General features: G+C 71.6%; 17 protein-coding genes. 8 read left to right on the top strand and 9 right to left on the bottom strand.

Annotation, left to right across the window (positions count from 1 at the left end; all coding sequences use genetic code 11):
• Positions 1–96: 96 nt before the first annotated feature.
• From rpsB to ACZ43H_RS11675, 6 genes are all read left to right on the top strand, one after another.
• Positions 97–1,044, top strand: a complete 948-nt coding sequence (gene rpsB / locus ACZ43H_RS11700) for a 30S ribosomal protein S2 (protein ID WP_464590483.1) — start codon at positions 97–99, stop codon at positions 1,042–1,044.
• Positions 1,045–1,136: 92 nt separating this feature from the next.
• Positions 1,137–1,946, top strand: a complete 810-nt coding sequence (gene tsf, locus ACZ43H_RS11695; RefSeq protein ID WP_464590481.1) for a translation elongation factor Ts — start codon at positions 1,137–1,139, stop codon at positions 1,944–1,946.
• A 182-nt stretch (positions 1,947–2,128) separates the two neighbouring features.
• Positions 2,129–2,842 carry a UMP kinase gene (gene pyrH, locus ACZ43H_RS11690; protein WP_379184018.1) on the top strand — a complete coding sequence of 238 codons (714 nt, stop codon included), beginning with the start codon at positions 2,129–2,131 and terminating at the stop codon, positions 2,840–2,842.
• Positions 2,843–2,925: 83 nt separating this feature from the next.
• Positions 2,926–3,480 (top strand): ribosome recycling factor, encoded by a 555-nt coding sequence (gene frr / locus ACZ43H_RS11685; RefSeq protein WP_464590803.1) that lies wholly within the window; start codon positions 2,926–2,928, stop codon positions 3,478–3,480.
• Positions 3,481–3,500: 20 nt separating this feature from the next.
• Positions 3,501–4,379 (top strand): phosphatidate cytidylyltransferase, encoded by an 879-nt coding sequence (locus ACZ43H_RS11680; RefSeq protein ID WP_464590478.1) that lies wholly within the window; start codon positions 3,501–3,503, stop codon positions 4,377–4,379.
• Position 4,380: 1 nt separating this feature from the next.
• Positions 4,381–4,896, top strand: a complete 516-nt coding sequence (locus ACZ43H_RS11675; protein WP_464590476.1) for a histidine phosphatase family protein — start codon at positions 4,381–4,383, stop codon at positions 4,894–4,896.
• Positions 4,897–4,907: 11 nt separating this feature from the next.
• On the opposite strand, the gene ACZ43H_RS11670 is transcribed toward ACZ43H_RS11675, so the two are convergent.
• Both ACZ43H_RS11670 and ACZ43H_RS11665 read right to left on the bottom strand, forming a co-directional pair.
• A complete protein-coding gene (locus ACZ43H_RS11670; RefSeq protein WP_464590474.1) occupies positions 4,908–6,503 on the bottom strand; it encodes a hypothetical protein in 1,596 nt (531 codons plus the stop codon).
• A gap of 2 nt (positions 6,504–6,505) precedes the next feature.
• Positions 6,506–7,486 (bottom strand): CorA family divalent cation transporter, encoded by a 981-nt coding sequence (locus ACZ43H_RS11665; protein WP_464590472.1) that lies wholly within the window; start codon positions 7,484–7,486, stop codon positions 6,506–6,508.
• A gap of 108 nt (positions 7,487–7,594) precedes the next feature.
• On the opposite strand from ACZ43H_RS11665, the gene ACZ43H_RS11660 reads away from it, so the two are divergent.
• Positions 7,595–7,972: a hypothetical protein gene (locus tag ACZ43H_RS11660; RefSeq protein WP_464590470.1), complete on the top strand. Its 378-nt coding sequence runs from the start codon at positions 7,595–7,597 to the stop codon at positions 7,970–7,972.
• Positions 7,973–7,999: 27 nt separating this feature from the next.
• A complete protein-coding gene (gene rlmN, locus ACZ43H_RS11655) occupies positions 8,000–9,154 on the top strand; it encodes a dual-specificity RNA methyltransferase RlmN (RefSeq protein ID WP_464590468.1) in 1,155 nt (384 codons plus the stop codon).
• 35 nt (positions 9,155–9,189) lie between these two features.
• Here the strand turns inward: rlmN and ACZ43H_RS11650 are convergent, their stop codons facing one another.
• The 7 genes from ACZ43H_RS11650 to ACZ43H_RS11620 form a co-directional block, all read right to left on the bottom strand.
• Positions 9,190–10,812, bottom strand: a complete 1,623-nt coding sequence (locus tag ACZ43H_RS11650; RefSeq protein WP_464590466.1) for a TIGR03767 family metallophosphoesterase — start codon at positions 10,810–10,812, stop codon at positions 9,190–9,192.
• Between the two features lie 11 nt (positions 10,813–10,823).
• Positions 10,824–11,930 carry an LOG family protein gene (locus tag ACZ43H_RS11645; RefSeq protein WP_464590464.1) on the bottom strand — a complete coding sequence of 369 codons (1,107 nt, stop codon included), beginning with the start codon at positions 11,928–11,930 and terminating at the stop codon, positions 10,824–10,826.
• 26 nt (positions 11,931–11,956) lie between these two features.
• Positions 11,957–12,871, bottom strand: a complete 915-nt coding sequence (locus ACZ43H_RS11640) for a serine protein kinase RIO (RefSeq protein WP_464590462.1) — start codon at positions 12,869–12,871, stop codon at positions 11,957–11,959.
• A gap of 175 nt (positions 12,872–13,046) precedes the next feature.
• Complete coding sequence (locus ACZ43H_RS11635; protein ID WP_464590460.1) at positions 13,047–14,327, bottom strand: YeeE/YedE family protein; 1,281 nt, start codon at positions 14,325–14,327, stop codon at positions 13,047–13,049.
• Between the two features lie 19 nt (positions 14,328–14,346).
• Positions 14,347–15,591 (bottom strand): type 1 periplasmic-binding domain-containing protein, encoded by a 1,245-nt coding sequence (locus ACZ43H_RS11630; RefSeq protein WP_464590458.1) that lies wholly within the window; start codon positions 15,589–15,591, stop codon positions 14,347–14,349.
• Entirely contained in the window at positions 15,575–17,551 is a 1,977-nt protein-coding gene (locus ACZ43H_RS11625) for a hypothetical protein (protein WP_464590456.1), read from the bottom strand. The genes ACZ43H_RS11630 and ACZ43H_RS11625 overlap by 17 nt, the downstream gene beginning before the upstream one ends.
• A gap of 125 nt (positions 17,552–17,676) precedes the next feature.
• Positions 17,677–19,023, bottom strand: coding sequence for a rhodanese-like domain-containing protein (locus ACZ43H_RS11620; protein ID WP_464590454.1), 1,347 nt, complete (start codon positions 19,021–19,023; stop codon positions 17,677–17,679).
• Positions 19,024–19,066: the final 43 nt, after the last annotated feature.

The following is a 19,066-nucleotide window of genomic DNA, read 5'->3' as shown; positions in this document are numbered from 1 at the left end:
GGTGCGGCAACTGAAAACAACCCGGAGCGTGCTCCCGGCTCGTCCTGCTTCAAGGGCGGGCACACGGTGGTGCGCTCCTCACAACAGGAGATTCACATGGCAGTCGTGACCATGCGCCAGCTTCTCGAGAGCGGCGTGCACTTCGGGCACCAGACCCGGCGCTGGAACCCGAAGATGAAGCGCTTCATCATGACCGAGCGCAACGGCATCTACATCATCGACCTGCAGCAGTCGCTGGCCTACATCGACCGCTCGTACGCCTTCATCAAGGAGACCGTCGCCAAGGGCGGCACCGTGATGTTCGTGGGCACGAAGAAGCAGGCCCAGGAGGCGATCGCCGAGCAGGCGACCCGCGTCGGCATGCCCTACGTCAACCAGCGCTGGCTGGGCGGCATGCTCACCAACTTCTCGACCGTGCACCAGCGGATCAACCGCCTCAAGGAGCTCGACGAGATCGACTTCGACGACGTCGCCGGCAGCAGCCGCACCAAGAAGGAGCTGCTGCAGATGCGCCGCGAGCGCGACAAGCTCAACAAGTCGCTGGGTGGCATCCGCGAGATGAGCCGCACCCCCTCCGCGGTGTGGATCGTCGACACCAACAAGGAGCACCTCGCCGTCGAGGAGGCGCGCAAGCTGCGCATCCCGATCATCGGCATCCTGGACTCCAACTGCGACCCCGACCTGGTCGACTTCCCGATCCCGGGCAACGACGACGCGATCCGCGCCGTCGGCCTGCTGACCCGCGTCGTCGCCGACGCCGTCGCCGAGGGCCTCATCGCCCGCTCCGGTGGCAAGGCCGGCGCCGAGACCGCCGAGCCCGGTGCCGAGGAGCCCCTGGCCGAGTGGGAGCGCGAGCTCCTGGGTGGGGACGCCGAGAAGGCCGCCGTCGAGGCGACCGGTGGCGACGCCGCCACCGACGAGACCCCCGCTTCCGAGGCCACCGGCGCCTCCACCGAGGCCGCCGAGTCGACCGAGGCCGCCGAGGCCGCCGCCCCGGCCGCCGACGAGGCTGCCGCCCCGGCCGCCGACGAGTCCAAGGCCTGACGGTCCCACGTCATCTCGTCGTACGCCGGCCCGCGGGCCGGCGTACGACGGCGTCGTGACCACCACTCCACGAGTCAGAGGGAAGAACGAACATGGCTTACACCGCAGCTGACGTCAAGAAGCTCCGTGAGCTGACGCAGGCCGGCATGATGGACTGCAAGAAGGCGCTCGACGAGACCGACGGTGACTTCGACAAGGCCGTCGAACTGCTCCGCGTCAAGGGTGCGGCCAAGGCCGCCGCCCGCGCGGCGGAGCGCGAGGCCTCCGCCGGCCTGGTCGCCGCCTCCGGCAACGCCCTGATCAGCCTCAGGGCCGAGACGGACTTCGTCGCCAAGAACGAGGCCTTCATCAACGCCGCTCAGCAGATCGCGGAGGCCGCCGACGCGAGCAAGGCCGGCGACGCCGAGGCGCTCAAGGCCGTCTCGCTCGGCGACAAGACCGTCGGCGAGACCGTCGAGGAGCTCGCCCGCACCATCGGCGAGAAGATCGAGCTCGGCGAGGTCGCGTACTTCGACGGCACCACCACGGTCTACCTGCACAAGAAGGCGACCGACCTGCCCCCGACCCTCGGCGTCCTCGTCGAGTTCGAGGGTGACGAGGCCGCCGCGAAGCAGGCCGCGCAGCAGGCTGCCGCGCTCAAGGCGCAGTACCTCACCAGCGACCAGGTGCCGGCCGACGTCGTGGAGGCCGAGAAGGACGTGCTGACCAAGAAGACGCTGGAGGAGGGCAAGCCCGAGGCTGCCGTCGCCAGGATCGTCGAGGGTCGCATCAACGCCTTCTTCAAGGAGATCGTCCTGCTCGACCAGGAGTCGGTCTTCGAGGCCAAGAAGTCGGTCAAGCAGGTGCTGGACGCCGCGAACACCTCGGTGACGCGGTTCGCCCGCTTCGAGGTCGGCGCCTGACCCCAGCGTCACCACGAGGGCCGGTACGACGAGCACAGCTCGTCGGCCGGCCCTCGTGCCATGTCCGGCACGCTGTTGCCAGGTCGTCGCACGGCTCCCGGCGGGTGGTCGACGCCGGATCGGGAGCCGGGCGGCCCATCCGATAGGTTTCTGCCTGGCGACGACGATCAGGGAGGTCCAGCGTGACCGGGTACAAGCGAGTCCTGCTCAAGCTCTCCGGCGAGGTGTTCGGGGGCGGGAAGGTCGGCGTCGACCCCGACGTGGTCCAGAAGATCGCCCGGGAGATCGCCTCGGTGGCCCAGCACGGCGTCCAGATCGCCGTGGTCACCGGGGGCGGCAACTTCTTCCGTGGCGCCGAGCTCCAGCAGCGCGGCATGGACCGGGTGCGCGCCGACTACATGGGCATGCTGGGCATCGTGATGAACTGCCTGGCGCTCCAGGACTTCCTGGAGAAGATGGGTGTCGAGACCCGCGTGCAGACCGCGATCACCATGGGTCAGGTCGCCGAGCCGTACGTCCCCCGGCGGGCGATCCGGCACATGGAGAAGGGGCGCGTGGTGATCTTCGGCGCCGGCATGGGCATGCCGTTCTTCTCCACCGACACCGTCGCGGTGCAGCGAGCCCTCGAGAGCAAGTGCGACGTGGTCCTGGTCGCCAAGAGCGGGGTGGACGGTGTCTACACCGCCGACCCCAAGATCGACCCGACCGCGACGAAGTTCGACGAGCTGACCTACGACGAGGCCATCAGCCGGGGCCTGCGGATCATGGACCAGACCGCCTTCGCGCTGTGCGGCGAGAACAAGCTCCCGATGGTGGTCTTCGGCATGGAGCCCGAGGGCAACATCCTGCGTGTCGTGCAGGGTGAGAAGATCGGAACACTGGTCAGCGCAGGCTGAGCCCGACGGGCTCGACCGCCGGCCGAACGGGCGTCAGCCCGACCCGAACAACCACGCACGTGACGAGACCAGGAGCAGCCGTGATCAACGACATCCTCAACGAGGCCGACAGCAAGATGGACAAGTCGGTCGACGCGACGCGCGAGGAGTTCGCGGCGATCCGCGCCGGCCGGGCCCACCCGAGCATGTTCAACAAGATCGTCGTCGACTACTACGGCTCGCCGACCCCGCTCCAGCAGCTGGCGTCGTTCACGGCGCCCGAGGCGCGGGTCATCCTCATCGCGCCCTACGACCAGGGTGCGATGAAGAACATCGAGAAGGCGATCCGTGACTCCGACCTCGGGGTGAACCCGGCCGACGACGGCAAGGTCATCCGCTGCGTGTTCCCCGAGCTCACCGAGGAGCGCCGCAAGGAGTACATCAAGGTCGCCCGCTCCAAGGCCGAGGACGGCCGTGTCGCGGTGCGCAACCTGCGTCGTACCGCCAAGCAGAACCTCGAGAAGCTCGAGAAGGACGGCGAGGTCGGCAAGGACGACGTCACCGGGGCCGAGAAGCGGCTGGACTCGATCACCAAGAAGCACACTGACGTGATCGACGAGATGCTCAAGGGCAAGGAAGCCGAGCTGCTCGAGGTCTGACGACCTCGACGCTCCCGCCCATGACCGAGACCTCACCCGGCCCGGCACCCGTGCCGGCGCCCGGCTACGGCCGCGCCGGCCGCGACCTCCGCAAGGCCGTCGCCTCGGCAGTCGTGCTGCTGGCCGCCATCGCCGCGTCGCTCCTCGTCTGGAAGACGGCGTTCATGTTCATCGTCGCAGCGGCGGTGGTCGTGGCGGTGTGGGAGCTGCACCGGGGCCTGCTGGCCAAGGACGTCGACATCCCCGAGCAGCCGCTGACGCTGGGCGGGGTCGTGATGGTCGTGGTGGCCTACGTCTGGGGCGCCGACGCCCTGGTCACCGCCACGGCCGTCAGCGCGCTGGTGATCATGCTCTGGCTGCTGCGCCGGGGCATCGACGGCTACGTCAAGAACTCCACCGCGTCGGTCTTCACGCTGGTCTACGTGCCGTTCCTCGGCTCGTTCGTCGCACTGATGCTCTCCGAGGGCGGCACCGGCGGCGGCGGTCTCGACAACGACGGGGTCAAGGGGATCATCGCGTTCGTGCTGGTCACCATCGCCTCCGACATCGGCGGATACATCGCCGGCGTGCTGTTCGGCAAGCACCCCATGGCGCCGGTGATCTCCCCCAAGAAGTCCTGGGAGGGCTTCGCCGGCTCGGTGCTCTTCTGCGTGGTCGTCGGGTGGGCGCTGGTCGTCTACCTCCTCGACGGCGACTGGTGGGTCGGCGTCCTGCTCGGCCTGATCGCGGTCGTCATGGCGACGCTCGGCGACCTGTGCGAATCGGTCATGAAGCGCGACCTCGGCATCAAGGACATGAGCCAGGTGATCCCGGGCCACGGCGGCCTGATGGACCGGCTCGACTCGCTGCTGGCCACGATCGCCCCGATCTGGCTGCTGCTCCACTACCTCGTCTTCTGACGTGGCGCTCTTCCTCGTCCGCCACGGTCGCTCCGCGCCACGCCCCGGAACCCCCGCCCACGAGTGGGAGCTCGACCCCGCCGGGTTCGACGACGTGTGGGCGCTCAGGGAGTCCGGTCGGTTGCCGGAGCAGGCGGTGTGGTTCTGCTCCCCGGAGCCGAAGGCGACCGCCACCGCGCAGCTGCTCACCGAGACCGAGGTCGGGGTGGTCGACGGGCTGCGCGAGCACGTGCGGGCCTCCAGCGACTGGCTGGAGGACTTCGCCGGCACCGTGGCCCGCGCCTTCGCCGACCCCGCGACGTCGGCGTACGACGGCTGGGAGCCGCTCATTGCCTGCCGGGACCGGGTCGTCCGCTCGGTCCGCGGGATCCTCGACGTCCATGCCGGCGAGGACGTGGTCCTGGTGGGTCACGGCACCGCGTGGACGGTCCTCGTCGCCGAGCTGACCGGGCGGCAGCCCGACCTCGAGCGCTGGCGCAGCCTGGCCATGCCGGACCTCATCGTCCTCGAGGCCTGAGCGACCGACCCTCAGAGCGGTGAGGGCACGAAGGGCAGGAACGCCCGCACCCAGTCCAGCCGGTCGTCGAGCCAGCCGAGCAGGCTCAGCGTGCTGCCGATCGAGGCCGGAGGGTCGCTGACCAGGGTGTCCGCGCGCAGCAGGCGCTCGAAGTCCACGGTCACCGGGCCCGGGCGGGGCCGGCCGTCGCGGGTCCGGAACTCGACGCCGGCCAGCTCCATCACCTTGATGACCTCCTGGGCGAGGATGCCGTAGCCGATCGTGGTCGGGTGGACGCCGTCGAGGGAGAAGAGGCCGCCCTCGGTGCGACCCTCGGGACCGGAGCGGAAGAACCGGGTCGACGGCACCGGGTCCAGTGCTGCGAGCGCCGGCGGCAGCGGGTACGGCGTCCACCAGGCCGGGCGTGCCCACGGGCTCTCGATGTAGCGGCGGGTGGCGAGCCGGTCGAGGATCGAGCCCATGTCGAACAGGTACCAGTCGAGCCCGTCGGAGCGCGCCGCCTCCACCGAGGCGATGATCGTCGCGTTGTAGGCGTCGATGGCCGAGTCGATCGCCTGGGCCTCGTCGCCGGTCAGGTGGGGGTCGTGCCGGGGGTCGAAGGCGTCGTCGGTGATCCAGGGGCGGGTGTAGTAGGGGAAGTAGCGGGAGTCGGGGCTGATCTTCCGGAAGACGCCGCGGCTGATGGGCGCGATCGTCACCGAGGGCACGGTGGCCACGACCACGTGCTTCGCAGCCACCCCGCGCAGTCGCTGGACCAGCAGCTCCCAGTCGGCCGCGAACGCGCTGGGTCGCCAGACGTTGCACCCGACGCGCGCCGCGAGCCGCTCCTGGGCGGACAGGGTGGCGTAGTCGGCCGGCGTCCAGGCGGGGTCGAGGCTGACCACGGAGCCCAGCGCGTTGTTGGCGCCGAGGACGACCACGAGGGTCTCCACGCCGCCGGTCCGGCTGAGGTCGGTCACGGCCTCGAGAACGGAGCGGCCGCGGCTGCCCTTGCGGGCCCGCTGCAGGACGGGCCAGGCGGCGCGGTCCTGATGGTGCTCCACGAGCTGGTCGAGGAAGTCGTCGCCGGTCGGGCGCCGGATCCGCGCGGCCACGGTCGTCGCCGTCTGCAGCTGCGGGTCGAGCAGGTCCCAGCCGTACACCGCCATGTTGTGGAACGCTGCCCCGTTCGGCGGCACGGCGGATCCGGCACCTCGCTCCCAGTAGTCCTCGACGTCGTCGAGGTAGGAGCGCAGCCATGCCGCGGCGCCCACGATCTCCCAGAAGTCGAGCCGGTCGCCGTACCGCTTCTCGAAGGCCCGCGCGAGCCGCTCCAGGTCGAGCGGCAGGCCGCCCGGCCCCGTGGGCCACTCGTACGTGGGGTAGGTGAACTGGTCGGCGGTCAGGCCGAGCTCGTAGGCGGCGATCGCCGGCCACGACAGGTCGGTGCGGTGGACCGCGGCGCTCATGAACCCCTGGGTGAGGGAGTCTCCCACCGTCACCAGCCGGTGCCGCGACGCGCCGCCGCCGGGGGCTGGTACGTCGATGCCGAGCCGCGGGTCGGTGACGGGCTCCCGGGGAGCGTCGTTGATGTGCACCTCGTCGGGCGTGGTGCGTGCCTCGGCCATCGTCACCACCAGCCCTGCCGGCGCGCCCAGCGGAGCAGGGCGAGGCTCACGGCCAGCATGACGACGAGGACGACGGCCAGCTCGGTGTAGTGGGTCTGCTGGGAGACGATGACGTTCATGCCGTAGACGGAGGCGATGGCGGTGACCGGGAGGGTGACCGCGGCGATGACGGCGAGGCGCTCCATGGCCACCGTCATCTTGGTGTGGACCTTGGTCTGGTAGAGCTCGATCACGCCGAAGAGGAAGTGGGACTCGCCGTCGGCGAGCGAGCGCACCCGGTCGAACTGGTCGGCCAGGTCCAGGATCCGGGTGGCCTCCGGGTCGTCGGCCATCCGGTGGATACCGGCCAGCCGCACCCAGATGTCGTGGCACTGGGCGGCCATGGTCCGGGTGGTGATGAGCTCGTGGCGGATCAGGAACATCGTCTCCAGGAGGGCCTCGGGGTCGCGCAGCTGCGAGGCCATCACCTGCTGCTCGAGCCCGGGCAGCTTCGCGGCCACCTCGCGCACCAGCCCGCTCTGGCGCCGCGCCACGGCGGAGGTGACGGCGTACGACAGCTCGACGGGGGTGCGGGGGTGGAAGCGGCCGCCCCGGACCCGCTCGAGCACGCCGGCGGTCTCGACCAGCGCCAGGGCCGGGTCCACCTCGGGGTTGATCGGGCCGTGGACGGTGACCAGGTAGTGGTGGGCGATGATCTGGTCGAGCTCGAGCAGGTGCACGTGGCCGGCAGCCCCGAGGAACGGTGACTGGGTGGTGACGAACACGTGGTCGTCGTACCCGTGCACCGTCGGGACGTAGTTCCTCTGGCGGCACCCCTCGAGGACCATCGGGTGGCAGCCCAGGCCGCGCAGCAGCGAGTCGGCGTCGTCGTCCCACCGCGGCACGTCGATCCAGAAGAACCCGTCCTCGTGCGCGAAGAGCTCCACGACGTCGTCCGCGTCGCGCGGGTGGGCGCCGCCGGCGTCGAGGAACCACACCTCCATGAGGACAGCGTGACGGTGCGGGCGGGGTGCCACAAGACACAACCGCCGCGAGCCGTCGCACGGCGAGGCCCGCTGACTCCGGGCGCCGGGTCTGCAAGGATCGGTGTGATGACCAGCGAGCAGACCGAGCAGGACGCCGGTCCGGAGCGACAGCCGGACTGGTGGCACCGCGACCACCCGACGTTCACGGCGATCACCGGCTTCTTCACCGGGCTCGCCTACGTGATCGTCGTGCCCGGCCTGTACGCCGCCGTGCTGAGCTGGCTCTTCGACGACACGACCGCCGAGGACCTGTTCCCGTTCGTGCTGATCTCGCTGGCCGTCCCGCTGGGCCTGGTCATCGCGCCGCGCACCCGTCGGTTCGGCCTCTACATGCTGATCGGGGTGGTCGCGACGGCGCTGGTCGTCGTCGGGGTCGCGCTGCTCGTGCTGTGGGTGATGGTCGGGCGTGAGAACGATCTCGGGGTCGCGCTTTCGCAGCCGTAGCCCCCGGGATGCGATGATCGGGGTCTGATGTCCGACTCCGCCACCACGCCCGAGCCCGCCGACGCCACCCGCAGCCTGCCGCTGGTGTTCGACGAGCCGCGAGGACGCCGCAAGCCGCCGCGCCACCTCGCGGACCTGAGCGCCGACGAGCGCAAGCAGCTCCTCGAGGAGCAGGGGCTGCCCGGCTTCCGCGCCAAGCAGCTGAGCACGCACTACTTCGCCCGCCTCGTCGACGACCCGGCGCAGATGACCGACCTGCCCGCCGCCCAGCGCGACGACCTGGTCGCGGCGCTGCTGCCCGAGCTGATGACGCCGCTGCGCACCATGGAGGCCGACAAGGGCACCACGCGCAAGACGTTGTGGAAGCTCTTCGACGGCGCGCTCGTCGAGTCGGTGCTGATGCGCTACCCCGACCGCGCCACCATGTGCGTCTCCAGCCAGGCCGGCTGCGGCATGGCCTGCCCCTTCTGCGCGACCGGCCAGGGCGGCCTGCAGCGCAACATGTCGACCGCCGAGATCGTCGAGCAGGTCGTGGCCGGTGCCCGCGCGCTCGCCCGGGGCGAGGTCCCGGGTGGCCCGGGCCGGGTCTCCAACGTGGTCTTCATGGGCATGGGGGAGCCGCTGGCCAACTACAAGGCGGTCATCGGCGCCGTACGCCGCCTCACCGACCCCACCCCGGCCGGGCTCGGCATGTCGGCGCGCGGCGTGACCGTGTCCACGGTCGGGCTGGTGCCCCGGATCAACCAGCTGGCCGAGGAGGGCATCCCCGTCACGCTGGCCCTGAGCCTGCACGCCCCCGACGACGAGCTGCGCAACGAGCTGGTCCCGATCAACACCCGGTTCTCCGTCGCGGAGACCGTCGAGGCCGCCTGGAACTACGCGCGCACGACCAAGCGCCGCGTCTCGATCGAGTACGCCATGATGCGCGGCATCAACGACCAGGCCTGGCGCGCGGACCTTCTCGGCGACGTCCTGAACTCGTACGGCGACTGGGGCTGGGTGCACGTCAACCTGATCCCGCTGAACCCGACCCCCGGCTCCAAGTGGACGGCGAGCGACCCGGCCGACGAGCGCGAGTTCGTGCGCCGGCTCGAGGCGAAGGGCATCCCGACGACGGTCCGCGACACCCGCGGCCGCGAGATCGACGGGGCCTGCGGGCAGCTGGCGGCCACCGAGTCCTGACCGGGAGCGGTCTCGCGACCGCCCCCGGCCGGACCTCAGCGCAGGAACTTCGGCGCGCGCACCAGCAGCTCGGTGTTGCGGGAGCTGAGCTTCCCGCGCCGGTTGTTGTCTTGCTCCTGCCAGTCGTTGGCGGCGAGCTCACGCGCGAGGGCGGCCAGCTGGAGCGGGTTCTCGAGGTCACCCTGGAACGCCACCGGCGCGCCCTGGTCGATCATCGTGGTGAAGATCGACAGGGTGCCGTCCCTGTTGTCGGCGATCTCGACGAGCCGGGCCTGCTGGGGCCAGTCGACGTGGGAGGCGGTGTTGATCTCCCAGAAGCCACCGCCGCCGCGGCGCTTGTGCGCCCAGATGTGGTTGGTGTGCGTGTGGCCGTTGACCCAGGCGACGACGTTCTCGTGCTCGAGCAGCTCGGCCACGATCCGCTCGCCGAGGATGCGGCGGCCGGGGGCGAGGTCGGTCACGACGCTGTTGGTCATCGTCTCCACCGTGTGGTGGCTCGCGACCACCACGAGTCGCTTGCGGGAGTGCGCCAGCACGTCCTGCAGCCAGCGGAACTGCTCGAGGTCCAGCGAGCCGGTGTCGAAGCCGTTCTGGTTGATGCTGTCCAGCACCACGAAACGGACCACACCCCGGTCGAAGTGGTAGTACGCGGTGCCGTCGGTGCGGTTCTTCGCCTTCAGGCCGTGGCCCACCGGCAGGCCGGTGGTGGTGAAGTGCTCCTCGACCCACTCGGCCCGGGAGAGCAGGCGCCGGTCGGGGTCGGGGGTGACGTCGCGCTTGCCCTCGGCGTCGCCGCCGACCCGGACCTTCTTGCGGGAGCCGGTCGCGATCGACTTGTAGTTGTCGTCCGCGTGCCAGTTGCCCTGCACCAGCCCGTCGTGGTTGCCCATGGTGGTGTACCAGGGGATGGTCAGGCCCTCGGCCTGGAACGGCGCCCGCGCCGCGTCGAGCAGGCCCGGGACGGTGGGGAAGCCGAACTCGGCGCGCGGCCGGTCGTCCTCGAGGCCGTCGGGGGTCCCCTCGGGGTGCCAGTACTCGCGGTCGTAGAACTGCGCGACGCCGTCCATCACGCCCTCGTACCTCGTGAGGTCACCGGAGTCGGCGCGGATCTCCCCACCGTCGAGGACGTCGATGTTCCAGCGCACCTCGTTGTACTGGCTGTTGTCGGAGTTGTCGCCGGTCTGGATCGCGAGCGCCAGCGGCTTGCCGGTGACCGGTCCCCGGGCGATCAGGTTGATGCGGTGCACCATCGCGTTGGCGACGTGTGCGGTGAGGATCTCCTGCGGGCGGTAGGCCGAGCTGCTCGACCCCTCGCCGAACTCGAGGCGCATCGGGGACTGGGAGTCGCAGATGTGCACGTCGCTGAGCTGGGCGAAGGCGAGCAGCGGCTTGCGGCGCTTCCGGCGGCCCTTCTCCGGCTCGATGCCGAGGTTGCTGCGCACGACGTACGGCTCGCCCTGGGCCTTGACGACCGGCCGCCAGCCGTTCGCGTCGGCCGGCCCCTTGGCCAGCACCGTGCGCCGCGTGGTCCCTGCTGCGGTGACGGTCCCGGAGACCGCCTCGGCGGCCAGGCCGGCCGAGGAACCGAGCCCGGTGACGGCGGTGGCGCCGCCGAGGGCGGCGGCGGAGCGGAAGAGGTCGCGGCGAGTGAGGTTCACGAGCCGAAACCCTAGGCTCCGGCGCGGTCCCGCGTGGTCGATTCGATCAGGTTCGCCGCCTCCTCGACCGTGTCCACGAGGTGCACGTGGGACTCCATCACCCGGCCCCGGGCGAGGGCGGCCAGCAGGGGCCAGGCGGGGACGGCCTCGGTCCAGTAGCGACGGCCCACCAGCACCATCGGGGCGATGGAGGACTCGTCGGCGTAGAAGTTCTCGCAGCCGTCCTGGAAGACCTCCTGGACGGTGCCGCCGACGCCGGGCAGGAACACGATCCCGGCGTCGCAGACCTCGACCAGGATCGCCTCGCGGGTGGCGTTGCGGAAGTACTTCGCGATCGCGGTGGCGAAGGTGTTGGGCGGCTCGTGGCCGTAGTGCCACGTCGGGATGCCGAGCGACTCGGTGGTGCCGGGCCAGCGGTCGAGCACCTCGAACGCGGCCGCCGCCCACGCCCCCACCGAGGGCCGGAACCCCGGCACCGTGGCGAGGAGGGCCAGCGCCTGGTCGTGCTCCTCCTCGGACCGGTCCGCGAGCCGGGCCCCGAGGTTGGCGGCCTCCATCGCACCGGGGCCGCCGCCGGTGGTGACGGTGTGGGACCCGGCCAGCAGCCGGCCGAGGCGGGCGGCGTCGGCGTACGCCGGCTCGCCGCGCTGCAGGGCGTGACCGCCCATGACCCCCACCAGGGTGCGCGGCCGGACCCAGTCGACGAGCGCCTGGTCGATCGCATGGTCGTGCAGCGCACGGGCCAGCATCGCCTCCTGGTCCTGCGGGCCGCGCGACCAGGCGTACGCACGGGCGTCGAGGGTCGCGGGGTACTCGGGCGCGTCGTACAGCTCGGGGGCGGTGTACAGCGCCGAGCGGTAGGGGTCGACGGGGACGCCCGGGATGGGTGGGAAGACGGTCCCACCCCGGGCGTCGATCCGCTCGGCGTCGCCCTCGGCGAAGGTGCAGCCGAGGAACGACGCCCCGGCGACGTCGCAGCGGTCGAGCTCCGCGCTCCGCCCGGAGAGGTCGACGCCTTGCACCCACCAGCCGGACATGCTCGTGGCTCCCCGGGCCAGGCGGCGGTCGAGCTCCGCCAGCGACTCGACCTCGACGACGCGGCCCCGGCTGTGTCTCACAGCCGGAAACCTACGCGGTCCGGCCGTCAGAACGCGTGCGCCACCAGCTCCCCGAACAGCGCGTGCTCGTCGACCTCGAGACCCTTCGAGCGGAACCACGCACAGACGTTGGTGCAGTCCCGCAGCAGGAAGTCCATCCCCGCGGCGTTGCCGGCGAGGTCGACGATCTGGGGAAGGTCGATGATGACCAGGCGCTCACCGGCCGCGAGCATGTTGTACGCCGACAGGTCGCCGTGGACGACCCCGTGCTGCACCATCGTGGCCATCGCGTCGCGCAGCTGCTCGAAGTACGACGCGAGCAGCGCGGGCTCCGGCCGGGTCTGCGCCAGCCGGGGTGCGCTGTCCCCGTCGACGGTGATCCACTCCATGAGGATCTCGGTGCCGTCGATCTGCACGGGGTAGGGGACCGGGAGCCCGATCTCCCAGAACCGCTTGAGCGCGTCCCACTCCGAGACCGCCCACTCGCCGGCCGCGACGACCTTGCCCCAGGTGCTCTTGCGCTTGAGGGCGCGCTCGTCGCGGGAGCGCTTGGTGCTGCGGCCCTCGGTGTAGGACGCGGCGCGGTGGAAGTTGCGGTGGTCGGTGCTGCGGTAGCGCTTGGCGGCCATCACCACCCCGCCCCCCGGGTCGGCCGGGTCGGCGCGCTCGACCAGGAAGACGTCGGCCTCCTTGCCGGTCTTGAGGATGCCGAGCTCGGTGTCGATCGCGCCCTGCGAGGTCACGACCCAGTCGGGGCGGGGCTCCGGGCCGCGGGAGAGTGGCTCGACGCTGAGCCACGTGGACCAGCGCTGGGAGGAGTCGTCGATCTCGTCGTACGCGGTGAAGTCGAAGACGAAGGACGGGTCGATCCCGTCGAGCTCGTGCTCGTCGCGCTCCTGCTGCGGGAGGCGGACGAGGTTGTCAGAGAAGTACTGCTGGTGCTGCGTGAAGTCCTGGGACATCGCTGATGGTGCTCCATGAGGTGAGGGAAGAACGGTCTGCGGACAGGCCGGTGACAGTCGTGGTCATGTCACTGCTCCTCTCGGTCATGGGCACGGCTGCGGATGTCGCAGCGCCCGGGTCCGACCATGGTGGAGGCCGGTCCCCGGGCGCTGCAACCGAATTAACGCCGGGCGGTCAGCACACGGAGTCGGTCGGCCTGGGGTTGGTGAGCCCGAACAGCGGCCGCAGCGCCAGCCCCGCGAACGTGCCCACGATCGCCATCACGCCCCACAGCCAGCCGTGCAGGCTGAACGACGCGATGCCGCCGAAGTAGGCGCCGATGTTGCAGCCGAAGGCGATCCGGGCGCCGTACCCCATCAGGATCCCGCCGAGCACCGCGCCCAGCGCGAGCCGGCCCGGGACCCGGCGGTGCACGACGAACGCACCGGCGGCGGCGGAGGCCACGAGGGCCCCGACGATGATGCCGAGGTCCATCACCGACGTCTTCTCGGCCAGGAACCCGGCCTGGTACTTCGCCAGGTTGGCGGGGTCCTGCCAGAACCGCCAGGACAGGACGTCGACGCCGATCGCGTCGAGGATCTTCGAGCCCCACAGGGAGAACGCGAACGTCACGCCCCAGGCGCCTCCGGACACCAGGAGGGTCAGCACGTTGAGCCCCGCGAGCAGCAGCGCCCCGACCCACAGCGGCCACGAGCCGCGCACGACCCGGGCCGCCCCCTGCGCGACCGGGGCCGGCTCGACGGGGGGTACGTCGCGGCGCCGGCCGACCGCGTAGGTGAGCGCGACGACCACGCCCATCACGGCGAGCGAGATGAGCCAGGCGCCCAGGTAGCCCGCCCCGGTGTCCGCGAGCGACACCGGCGCGTGGCTGGGCAGGTCGTTGGTCCACCACGGGAAGTGCAGCGCCCCCACGACCGAGCCGACGATGAAGCCGGTCAGGGTGAGCAGGATCGCGGTCTGGCCGCTGCCGATCGCGAACAGCGTCCCGGAGGCGCAGGAGCCGCCGAGCTGCATGCCGACCCCGAACAGGAACGACCCCACGAAGAGGCCGAACCCGATGGGAGCCAGGCTCGGGGCGGCCGGCACGTCGCCCCACGACGTCTGCGTGGCAAGGATCGGCGCGAACAGCGTGCAGGCCACGGCCAGCATGAGCATGTGCGCGCGCAACGCCTTGCCCTGGCGGACCGCGACCAGCTGCCGCCAGGCGGAGGTGAAGCCGAAGCGGCTGTGGAAGAGCACGAAGCCCAGCGCCAGGCCGATGGCGAACAGCACCGCCGGGACCTGGCCGGAGCGGCTCAGGATGATGCCGCCGAGCACGAGGGCGGCGACCAGACCGGTCACGACGACCCCGGCCTGGGCGGGCGGCGCCTGCTCCGGTGTGTGGACCCGGGCGGGGCTGTCGGCGGCGGTGCCGTCGCGGCGTCGTCTCGCGCCGGTTCTCTCGGTGAGGGACATGCTGGTTCCTTTCTGGACGCTAGCTCGCCGGGGCGAGCGAGCCGACGGGGGTGACGGTGCCGCCCGGGAACCACGCCACGACCGTCTCGTGGTGGTCGTGGTTCCCGGAGGCCGGCATGTAGGCCGCTCGCGAGGCCGCGAACAGCTGCAGGGAGTCGGGGGCGGTGCCCCGCTCGGCACGCCAGGCCAGGTAGCCCGACGCGGTGGGGGACTGGTCGGGGAGGTACCTCGCCAGGGTCTGGCTGTACTCCTGCGCGGCGTCGTCGCGGATGTCGAAGTCGAGCGGGAGGATCGCCCCCGGCGTCGAGTCGACCACGGCGGGCGTGAGCAGCCACGGCGCGAGCCAGGTGCCGTCGGACCGGACGGGCTGCTCGCGCAGCGGCATCGCGGTCACCCGGCGAAGGCTGCGCGAGGCGTCCGACCAGCCGCTCACGACGAGCAGCGCGCTCCGTGTTGCCGGCGTCTCGGCGGGGTCGACGACCCGCACTCCGGCACCGGTCGCCACGCGCCGCACGACGTCGTACGCCGCCCGGCCGCGCGCCGACCCGTCGTGCTGCACGGCCAGCTGCTCCACCCCGCGCGTGGCGAGCGTGTCGACGACGGACCGCAGCGCGGTCTCGTCCGCGGGGGAGAGCGAGCCGGCCGGGCAGCCGACGGGTGCGTCGCCGCCGGCGAGGATCGCGCCGGTGGCCGACGCGAGGCACTCGGGCCCGTCCGGGCCCGTCCAGCCGCCGGTGTCCGGGGTGTCGGACCCGGTGTCCACCGCGAACGGCACCCGGTGCTCGCGCCCGTGCGTGACGAGCACCGTGCCGGTGCCCGCGGGCAGGTCGACGACCGCCCAGAGCCCGTCGGTGCCGGGCCGGGGCCGGGCCCGGACCAGGTCCTCCTCGGAGGTCCCGACCAGGACCGGCAGGGTCTGGTGCCCGTGGCCGCGCCCGACGTGGGTGCTGTCGACGCGGACCAGGTTGCGACCGGGCCGCGCCGGCGCGACGGTCACCGTGAACTCGACGTCGTCGTGGCGCAGCCGCTGGACGCTGGGGACGCCCGGCGTACGGGAACCGCCCAGCACCTGCTGGCCGCCGCTGCGCGCCGACCAGTCCTGCACGAGGGCGTTGCCCTCGCGGGACTCGCCGGAGGTGCCGACGCCGGCGTGCACCGCCCCGCCCACGACCAGCGCCGCTGTGAGCGCCGCCGGCAGCAGCACGGCCGCCCGCGGGCGGGACCAGAGGTCCCGCCCGCGGTTGCCACTACTCGATGTCGTCATCGGCGGTGACGAAGAGCATCGAGTGCGGCTTCGCCGGACCCCAGTCGCCGTGCGGCCACGAGGCGCGGTCGAAGTCGATGCACGCCTCACCCGTGCGCTCGTCGCGGAACTTCTCGTCGAGCGCGAGGGTCTGGTCCGGCTGCACGTCGGCCAGGCAGACCCGGTGGTCGCCGTTGAGGCCGGTGCGGGCGACGAAGTAGTTGGCATAAGCCAGCCGCTTCACGTCCGTGGTCTCGTGGTACTTCCCGTCCTCGCCGAGCTCGAGGTTGTCGAACGAGCCCCAGTGCGGGCCGCCGGGAGCGGGCAGCGTGTCGACGATCGCCGGGCAGTCGGCCTCCGCGCCACCGGCGGTGACCTCGTCCAGCGAGTCGATGTCGCACTGCGGGCTGGTGCCCGAGGCGAGCAGCTCCTGGATGTCCAGCTTGAGGATGTACGGCGGGGAGCCTTTGTCGTCACCGGAGGCCGGCCGGCCCACGATCGCGACGTAGAGGTACTTGTCGTCCAGGCTGGTCTGTGTCCAGCCGGCGTTGCTGCCGCCGCCGTAGTAGGTGCTGGCGGGATCGGTGTACTTGTTCGACGTGGTCAGGTCGAACACCTCGCGCCACTGCGGCTGCTCGGCGGTGATGTCGGGCGTGTAGTAGATCGCACCGCCCTGCATCGTGCTCGCGAAGGCGCCCTTGTGGCCGGGCAGGTTGGTGACGGTGGTCTCCATCGCCGCCCGCGGCTCCTCCTGGTGCGGCACCTTGCCGACGCGCGGCCCGTCCGGCAGGAAGGACACCGCCTTCAGCTTCGGGTGGTCGCGGTCGGAGATGTCCCAGGTGCGCACCGTCGGACGGCGCAGGTACGACGACGGGGCCTGGACCGGGTTGAGGATGATGTTGCGCGGCTCGTTGTAGTCGCTGGTCACCAGGGTGTCGAGGTCCTCGCGAGCCTGCACGCCGTGCGGGTTGGCGCAGGTCGGCTGCGGCAGCGCCGGGATGTTGTCACAGCGCTGCTCGGTCTCGGCGGTCTCCGGGGTTGCCGGGGCCTCCGCCACGGTGCGGCCCTCGCTGTCGAGCCGGACCAGCTCGCCCGGTGAGCCGGCGAAGCCGTTGCCGATCCGGACCGAGCCGTCGCTGTAGGTGCAGGGGCCGGGCACGTCCGGTCCGCCCATGTAGGTGCCGTAGGCGTTGCCGTCCTTGGTCACCCAGTAGGCGTCCGGCACGGATCCGCACAGCGTGTCGGTCGGCAGGTTGACCGCCTTGAGCTCCAGCTTCGGCAGCTGGGAGGTGTCCACGACGTAGGTCACGTCGGTGAACAGCCCGCCGGCGAAGATGTTGTTGCCCTTGTGCCAGATGTACTGCATGTGGTGCGGCTCGTTCTCCACGAGCGGACCCACCGTGGCGGTGTTGACGACCTTGCCGTAGGACGGCGACCCCTTCGTCGCGTCGACGACGGCGAGGAAGTCGGGTCCGACGAGGTCCTTCTGGCCGATCAGGTCGGTCCCGACGGACTTGGGGAGCGTGGTGAGCTCGGCTCCGCTCTTGTCGAGGACGTTGTTGTCGCCGGCCCAGACGACGAGGTACTCGCGGGGGGTGCCGTCGTCCTCGACGCTCCCGCCGGAGTCGCTGCCGCCGAGGCCCAGGTCGATGAGGGCGTCGTCGAGGCCGAGGCCCTGGAGGACGTCGGTCGGCAGCAGCGAGGTGTCGACGTGGTTCTCCAACCAGTAGGCCTTGCCGTCGCGGCCCTGGATGGCCGACTTGTCCTTGACGATGCCGGTTGCGGCGCTGAGCAGTGTCTGGACCAGGGAGCTGGCTCCCGTGTCGGTCGTGACCGGGCCGTCGCTGTCGGCGCCCCCCTCGTGCGCCGCAGCGACGTCCGGCGCCTGGAGCGACCCCGCCAGTCCGAGGACGACGGCGGCGGTGCCGAGGAGACGGCGCCTCCCGCGCGCGGAGCGGGGGCGTGGAGATGGTGTGTGCAAGATGTTTTCCTCCGAGATCGGGGCACCGGGGTGCCCTTGAAAACAAGCAGTACAAACACGATCAACTAACTACAGTTAGAAAGGTGACGGCCCTCTCGTCGTCTTTTTTTCCTCCTCCTGACCTGCTACGCCGCCAGTCCCGGGGTGGTCGGGATGGCGAGCTCGGCGACGCGGTCCCATGCGTCGTCGACATGCACCACCTGGCGACCCATCCGGTGCAGGAGGCTGGCCGCGATCCCCGCCCGGTATCCCGAGCGGCAGTGCACCCAGAGCTCGCCGCTCGGCAGCGTCGCGCCACGCTCCTCCACGTCCTGGACGGGCAGGTGCAGGGCGCCCGGGAGGTGGCCGGCCTCGTACTCGTCGCGCTGTCGGACGTCCACGACCACGCGGGGGCCCGGCGCGGCGCGGAAGCCCGCCCAGTCGGTGCGGCGGTACGACGCGGTGAGCTGGTCGGCCCCGTCCAGGACGTGCGTGTCGACGCCGTCGATGCCGATCGCCGCCAGGTCCCGCAGGGCCGGAGCGAGCAGGGTGGGGGAGTCGGTCAGCAGGACGATGTCGTCCTGCCACGGCACCAGCCAGCCGACGTACGTCGCGAACTGGGTGCCGTACTCCACCGACACGGTGCCCGAGACGTGCCCGTCGGCGTACGCCGCCCGTCCGCGCAGGTCGACCACCCAGCTGCCGCGCAGGATGGCGTCGGTGACGTCGTCGGCCGTCACCGCCCGTGCGGCACGGGGGAGGGCGCGGCCGGCGCCGGCGCGGTTCAGTGGCGCCATGTGCCGGTAGTACGACGGGATCGGACCGAGGCCGGCGACCAGCTGGTCCACGAACTCCTCGCGGTCCAGGACCAGCGCGGGGTTCGTGCCGCGCTCGTCGCCGAGCGTCGCGTCGCCGCCCGTGCGGCACGGCGTGGATCCGGCGCAGAAGCTGCCGAATCCGTGGGTCGGCCGCAGCAGCGTCGCGTCGTCCAGCGCGGCGAGCGTGCGGGCGCTGGCCCACTGCGCCCGCGCCAGGTCGTGGGTCAGCCGCGGGTCGACCAGGTCGGTGCGTCCGACGGTGCCGAGCAGCAGGCTGCCGCCGCTCAGCAGCACGCCGGGCTCGCCGGCCGCGCCGCTGGCCAGGAAGGACTGGTGGTGCCGGGTGTGCCCGGGGGTGTCGATGACGTGGACCTGCAGGCCGCCCACGGCCAGGACGTCGCCACCGCGCACGCCCACCCGCTCGAACTCGACGTGCTCGTCGGCCGAGAGCAGGTAGTCGGCGCCGTGCCGGCGGGCCAGCGCCAGGGCTCCCGAGACGTAGTCGTTGTGCACGTGGGTGTCCGCCACGGCGGCGATCTCCACGCCCACGGTCGCGGCGGCACGCTCGACGACGGCGACGTCCCGGGGCGGGTCGACGACGAGGGCGGAGGATCCGTCGTGGACGAGGTGGCAGCGGTTGCCGAGCTCGGGCACCTCCAGCGTGACCAGATCCATGCTGCGCTCCTTCTGCGGTTCAAAGTCGAGTGAATTACTACAG

Source organism: Nocardioides sp. DN36, assembly GCF_055380375.1.
This window is presented reverse-complemented; position numbering and strand designations above follow the sequence as displayed.